This window comes from Vibrio sp. TRT 17S01, assembly GCF_050113695.1.
Classification (GTDB): domain Bacteria; phylum Pseudomonadota; class Gammaproteobacteria; order Enterobacterales; family Vibrionaceae; genus Vibrio.
The window spans coordinates 81,213-87,762 of sequence record NZ_JBNJOG010000015.1; the positions used below are offsets into that span (position 1 = coordinate 81,213).

The 6,550-nt window shown below is 44.6% G+C and carries 5 protein-coding genes; all 5 read left to right on the plus strand.

The annotated features are described in order from the left end of the window. Positions 1-29 precede the first annotated feature (29 nt). The 5 genes from flgK to ACQEXS_RS18760 all read left to right on the plus strand — a co-directional run bounded on the left by flgK (position 30) and on the right by ACQEXS_RS18760 (position 6,276). Positions 30-1,904, plus strand: coding sequence for a flagellar hook-associated protein FlgK (gene flgK, locus ACQEXS_RS18740; protein WP_427014816.1), 1,875 nt, complete (start codon positions 30-32; stop codon positions 1,902-1,904). 12 nt (positions 1,905-1,916) lie between these two features. Next, positions 1,917-3,110, plus strand: coding sequence for a flagellar hook-associated protein FlgL (gene flgL / locus ACQEXS_RS18745; protein ID WP_367988462.1), 1,194 nt, complete (start codon positions 1,917-1,919; stop codon positions 3,108-3,110). A 5-nt stretch (positions 3,111-3,115) separates the two neighbouring features. Next, complete coding sequence (locus ACQEXS_RS18750) at positions 3,116-3,241, plus strand: hypothetical protein (protein WP_367988463.1); 126 nt, start codon at positions 3,116-3,118, stop codon at positions 3,239-3,241. 249 nt (positions 3,242-3,490) lie between these two features. Continuing rightward, positions 3,491-4,630, plus strand: coding sequence for a flagellin (locus tag ACQEXS_RS18755; RefSeq protein WP_427014817.1), 1,140 nt, complete (start codon positions 3,491-3,493; stop codon positions 4,628-4,630). Between the two features lie 512 nt (positions 4,631-5,142). After that, complete coding sequence (locus tag ACQEXS_RS18760; protein WP_367988465.1) at positions 5,143-6,276, plus strand: flagellin; 1,134 nt, start codon at positions 5,143-5,145, stop codon at positions 6,274-6,276. The last annotated feature ends 274 nt before the right edge of the window (positions 6,277-6,550 follow it).

A 6,550-nucleotide genomic window follows, 5' to 3' on the forward strand; every position in this document is an offset into this window, starting at 1 on the left:
ACTGATTTTATTGGGTTTTCGGGGGCAATATGGCGTCGGATCTTCTGAATCTTGGTTCACAAAGTGTACTTACGGCTCAGAGACAACTAAATACCACAGGTCATAACATTTCCAATGTTAATACAGAGGGTTATAGTCGTCAGTCTGTAATACAAGGCACGAATATGCCACGTCAATATGGTGGGGAAACCTACGGTATGGGCGTACATGTGGAAAAAGTTCGCCGCTCATGGGATCAGTTTGCCGTTAACGAGCTTAATTTATCGACGACCAACTATGCGCACAAACGTGATGTTGAAGAAAACCTTGAGATGCTCTCAAGTATGTTGTCTTCAGTGGCGTCGAAAAAAATTCCAGAAAACATGAATGAATGGTTTGATGCAGTAAAGTCTTTGGCTGACAGTCCAAACGATGTGGGTGCACGTAAAGTTGTGCTCGAAAAAGCAGGATTAATCACGCAAAACCTAAATGACTTTCATGAAACCATTCGTTTGCAGTCTGATGTCACCAATAAAAAGCTTGATTTAGGTATCGAGCGCGTCAATCAGCTTGCGTTAGAAATCCGCGATTTGCATCGTTTAATGATGCGAACCCCCGGCCCTCACAATGACTTGATGGACCAACATGAAAAGCTAATAGCAGAGCTATCGGAGTACACCAAAGTAACGGTAACACCGCGCAAAAATGCGGAAGGCTTTAACGTTCATATTGGTAACGGGCATACCTTGGTTTCAGGCACTGAAGCCAGCCAGCTTAAAATGATTGATGGTTATCCTGATGTGCATCAACGCCGTCTGGCAATGATCGAAGGAAAGGGCATCAAAGCCATTACCACCAAAGACATTGACGGCAAAATTGGCGCAATGCTAGATATGCGCGACAAACGCATTCCACAATTGATGGACCAGCTCGGCCGAATGGCGACCGCTTTCTCTCATGAAGTGAATACGTTGCAATCTCAAGGTATGGATTTGAGAGGGAACATTGGTGGTTTGATCTTTACCGATGTGAACTCAGAACCTGTCGCTAAAGCGCGTGTGATCACCAGTTCAAATTCGACGGCCGACCTTGCGGTCTTTATCGAAGACACCAGCCAGTTAAAAGGTGGTGAATATTCGCTGCAAAATAACGGCAGCGACTACATTATCACCAAACCAGATGGTGAGCAGTCAGCCGTTCCTGTAGTGGGTGACTCGATTTATTTAGATGGCATCCGAATCGAAATTCGTAATGATTTAAGCCAAGGTGAGCGTGTCTTACTTAGACCGACCCGATATGGCGGCGCGCAAATTAAGATGGAAACCAACGACCCCTCACACATTGCAGCGCAAAGTTATGAAGCTTCAACCACATTTGCGCAGGGCAATGCAAAGTTCACGATTGCTGCCGCTGGTGATCTGCGTGAGTTTGAAGTTGTGGTATCGCCGGACGGCAACCAATTTGCAGTTACTGATACCAAAGGGAAAATGTTGCTTGCACCGCAATCCTATCCACCAACAGGTCCGGTAACGGTAATGGGCACCAGTTTTGAACTGACTGGCGGCGCGCTGCCGAACGACAAGTTCACGGCAAATCTTGTCCCATCTGAAGGTGACAACGGCAACTTGCTAAAAATGCAAAATATTCAGACCAACAAAAAGCTCAATGATGGTGAGTCCACGGTATTGGACATCTACCATAACTTGAATACCGATGTGGGCTTGCAAATGTCGACCGCCTCGCGTTTGACCGATGTCTCTCGGTTAGAAAAAGAAGCGGCGCAAGAGCGTGTAGCTTCCATCTCGGGGGTAAACCTAGATGAAGAAGCTGCCAATATGATGAAGTTCCAACAGGCATATATGGCATCGTCACGCATTATGCAGGCTGCGAATGATACCTTTAACACCATTCTGGCACTGAGATAGGAGGCGATATAAATGTTAAACCGTATTTCTAGCTTCCATAATTATCAGTCGGTGCAAAATGATTTACGTCGTCAAGAGACCAAGGTGCATCACAATCAGGCCCAGCTTGCATCGGGTAAGCGGCTCATGAAAGCCAGCGATGACCCATTGGCGACCCATTATATTCAAAATATTGGTCAGCAAAGTGAACAGTTGCGCCAGTATATGGACGGTATCGTGTTAAGTCGAAACCGTTTAGAGCACCATGAAGTGATTATTTCGAACGCAGAAAGTTATGCGGATGAAGCTAAACGTACCGTAATGGAAATGATTAACGGCTCGCTTTCTCCGGAAGACCGCTTTGCTAAGCGTCGGGAAATCGAAGAAATTGCCAACAACTTTCTCAACTTGGTGAATGTTCAGGATGAATCGGGTAACTACATCTTTGCCGGAACCAAACCTAAAAACCAGCCTTTCTTTCGAGATGGTAATGGTGATGTGGTCTATGCCGGAGATGATTATCAACGCAAGATGAAGATTTCCAACGCCTTGGAAATGCCTATTAATGATCCTGGCAGCAAGCTGTTTATGGAAATTGATAACCCATTTGGTGATTTTGAACCACAGTACGCATTAGGCGAGGCTTCAGAACTGTTGTTGGAAAGAGCGATTAACCTTAACCCGGATGATCAGTCTACCTATAAAGTCACTTTCGTTGATATGCCAAGCGGCAAATATGGTTATCAATTAGAGCGTGACGGTTCGGTGGTTGCCGCTGATGAATTTGACCCATCGACGGGAATTAAGTTTGAAGATGTTTCGATTCAGGTAAAAGGCCAGATTAACAAGGGGGATGAAATCACCCTTGAGCCAAGAAGAACGTATTCGATCTTTGAAACATTTCGTGATGCGATGGCGCTATCTGAAGGCTCGGTTTCAGACAGCTCGAATACCGCTAAGTTACATCAAATTACACAAGAATTTCATGCTGCTTTTATCCATTTAAACAAAGCGCGCACCGATGTGGGTGCAAGGCTGAGTACGCTCGATATTCAAGAGCAGCAACATGAAGACTTTAAGATGACGCTCGCGAAGTCAAAAAGTACGTTTGAAGATTTGGATTATGCCGAAGCGGTGATTGAGTTTAATGAAAACTCACGTGCGCTTCAGGCATCGCAACAGGCTTTTGGCAAAACCAAAGACCTGACGCTTTTTAACTACATCTAACCATCATGCCTTACGTGCTATGCCGTAAGTGCTGGTTAGGTGATGCTGCCCTTGGTGATGAACATAAGTTGCATAAGCAGCTATGGCAATTAAGCGGCAATCAGATGGCAATGCATTTTGCCGTTGAATAAGAAAGATAGGTTTTTAGCCATTATAAAAACCGATTCCTTGTTATAAATGATTGAATAAATTGAGTAATAAATCTTTTGTGAGATTTTTCTTAAACTTGGCATAGTACTTGAAAGAGTAATATCAAGAGTTAATCAAAAGGTTTATAAACCGGTGATTGCCGGTTTAGCAAGTCATCACGGTCAGTGCTTCCAAATGAGATTAAGCTGGCCGCTTCGCAAGCACTTGCGAACTCACTAGGAGAGCAAACTATGACCATTACAGTAAATACTAACGTGTCGGCGATGACCGCTCAGCGTTACTTGAATAAGGCGACAGGTGAATTAAACACCTCGATGGAACGCCTATCTTCAGGTAATAAAATTAACAGTGCAAAAGATGATGCGGCAGGTCTGCAAATCTCGAACCGATTGACAGCGCAGTCTCGTGGTCTTGATGTTGCAATGCGTAACGCGAACGATGGTATCTCGATTGCACAGACAGCTGAAGGGGCGATGAACGAATCGACCAGTATCTTACAACGTATTCGTGACTTGTCATTGCAGTCTGCTAACGGCACCAACTCAGCATCTGAGCGTCAAGCTCTTCACGAAGAAGTTGCAGCACTGCAAGATGAGCTAAACCGTATCGCCGAGACGACGTCATTCGGTGGCCGTAAGTTGCTTAATGGTTCATTTGGTGAAGCGTCATTCCAGATCGGTGCGAGTTCTGGTGAGGCAATCATCATGGGATTGACTAGTGTTCGTGCGGATGATTTTCGTATGGGCGGCCAGTCATTCATTGCTGAGCAAGGTAAAGACAAAGACTGGGGCGTTCCCGCAACGGCTAAAGATCTTAAATTTGAATTTACCACCAAAGATGGTGAAGCCATTACGCTAGATGTTTTAGCAAAAGAAGGCGACGACATTGAAGAACTGGCAACGTACATTAACGGTCAAACCGATAAGTTCAAAGCATCTGTTAACGAAGAAGGTAAGCTGCAGATCTTTGCCGCAGAGCCAAACCTACAAGGCAACCTCAATATCTCTGGTGGCCTAGCAGGTGAGCTTGGACTCAACGGTGGCCCTGGTGTTGCGACAACCGTTCAGAACATTGACGTACGTTCGGTGGGTGGTGCACAAAATGCAGTAGGTATTGTGGATGCAGCGCTTAAGTATGTAGACTCTCAACGAGCTGACTTAGGTGCGAAGCAAAACCGTCTGAGTCACAGTATTAATAACTTGGCTAACATTCAAGAAAACGTTGAAGCGTCAAACAGCCGTATTAAAGATACCGATTTTGCGAAGGAAACAACGCAAATGACCAAAGCACAAATTTTGCAACAAGCTGGTACATCGATTCTGGCTCAAGCAAAACAGTTGCCAAACTCTGCAATGTCATTATTGCAGTAGTAATAAGACCCTTCATTAACGCACTCCCAGACGTGGGGTTAATGAAGGAGCTTAGGCAAGCATGATTGATATTGAGTGTAAAGTTCTCTCTCTCACCTGCTTTATACTTTGCCATTAATCATGCACTCGGCAGCCAAAATGTGTCATTTCTCTCGATCTCCACATTGGCATGGCTACCACATAGCCCCGGTTCTCTCAAAGGAAAGGGGCTTTTTCTTTTTCTGTAACTTTTAAACCTTCCATATTTCAGCATGATGTAGCGCGTTATTGATGTGCTAATGCTATCACTCGACCGATTCTGATCATTCTTTAATTAAAACTTCTCAAACTGTTTCCTTGGTCACCTAATCATCTAAAGTTTATTTTTTCGGCATACAATTTCATTTTTCTTCTAAAGGAAACTCAATGCGGGTCGCTAATAAGGGTACTTTGAGAGAACTAATTGGTTTGCCGAGACGTCGGAAACCGTTCGGAACTTCCGACTCGTCGGATAATCAATAGGAGAGACCACTATGGCGGTTAATGTAAACACTAACGTATCGGCGATGACTGCGCAGCGTTATTTAAATAGCGCAACATCAGCACAACAGACATCAATGGAACGTTTATCTTCTGGTTTTAAAATCAACAGTGCAAAAGACGATGCTGCTGGCTTGCAGATCTCTAACCGTTTGAATGTGCAAAGCCGTGGCTTAGATGTTGCTGTACGTAACGCAAATGATGGTATTTCAATGGCGCAAACCGCAGAGGGTGCCATGAATGAAACCACCAACATCCTGCAACGTATGCGTGATCTATCACTACAATCGGCGAACGGTTCAAACTCTAAGTCTGAGCGCGTGGCGATTCAAGAAGAAATCACTGCATTGAATGACGAACTGAACCGTATTGCGGAAACGACCTCATTTGGTGGCAATAAGCTACTTAACGGTACATTCGCAACCAAATCATTCCAGATCGGTGCAGATAATGGTGAAGCGGTGATGTTAACGCTGAACAATATGCGTAGTGACAACACCATGATGGGCGGTAGCAGCTATGTTGCAGCAAATGGTCAAGATAAAGACTGGGCCGTTCAAGCAGGTGCTAACGATCTAACCATCGCACTGACGGATAAGTTTGGTCAGGCACAAAACATCACTATCAATGCAAAAGAAGGTGATGATATCGAAGAACTTGCAACTTACATCAATGGTCAGACTGATATGGTGAAAGCATCGGTTGATGAAGAGGGTAAGTTACAAATTTTCACAGATAACAATAAGGTAGAAGGTGCAACAACCTTTGGTGGTAGCCTTGCTGGTGAATTGAGCATGGGTGCAGCTCAAGCTGTGACGGTAGATACCATTGACGTAACTACAGTAGGTGGCGCACAAGAGTCTGTCGCTATTGTGGATGCGGCTCTGAAGTTTGTAGATAGTCACCGTGCGGAGCTGGGTGCATTCCAAAACCGCTTTAACCATGCGATCAACAACTTAGATAACATTAACGAAAACGTGAATGCTTCTAAGAGCCGTATTAAAGACACTGACTTTGCTAAAGAGACGACAGCGCTTACTAAATCGCAAATCTTGTCTCAAGCATCAAGCTCTGTCTTGGCACAGGCAAAACAAGCACCAAACTCTGCTCTTGGTTTGCTTGGTTAATCCAATTAGTTGCAATGCAAAAATCCAGCTTCGGCTGGATTTTTTTATGCCTAAGCTAACTGCAAGTAAGCGCGCTCTACGTAAAGTGAACTCGTTGTCCATCGCTCGTAAAAGTGTGTTAACTCGGAAAGAAGGGGATGAAGTAAAGTTAGACGGATAGATAAAACAAAACCCAGCAAAAGCTGGGTTTGTAATAAATGGTGCGGAAGGAGAGACTTGAACTCTCACACCTTGCGGCGCCAGAACCTAAATCTGGTGCGTCTACCAATTCCGC

What these genes read in the sequence shown, in the direction of transcription:
- ACQEXS_RS18760 (WP_367988465.1), top strand. Translation starts at nt 5,143, where the DNA reads ATGGCGGTTAATGTAAACACTAACGTATCGGCGATGACTGCGCAGCGT.
- ACQEXS_RS18750 (WP_367988463.1), top strand. Translation starts at nt 3,116, where the DNA reads ATGCCTTACGTGCTATGCCGTAAGTGCTGGTTAGGTGATGCTGCCCTT.
- flgL (WP_367988462.1), top strand. Translation starts at nt 1,917, where the DNA reads ATGTTAAACCGTATTTCTAGCTTCCATAATTATCAGTCGGTGCAAAAT.
- flgK (WP_427014816.1), top strand. Translation starts at nt 30, where the DNA reads ATGGCGTCGGATCTTCTGAATCTTGGTTCACAAAGTGTACTTACGGCT.
- ACQEXS_RS18755 (WP_427014817.1), top strand. Translation starts at nt 3,491, where the DNA reads ATGACCATTACAGTAAATACTAACGTGTCGGCGATGACCGCTCAGCGT.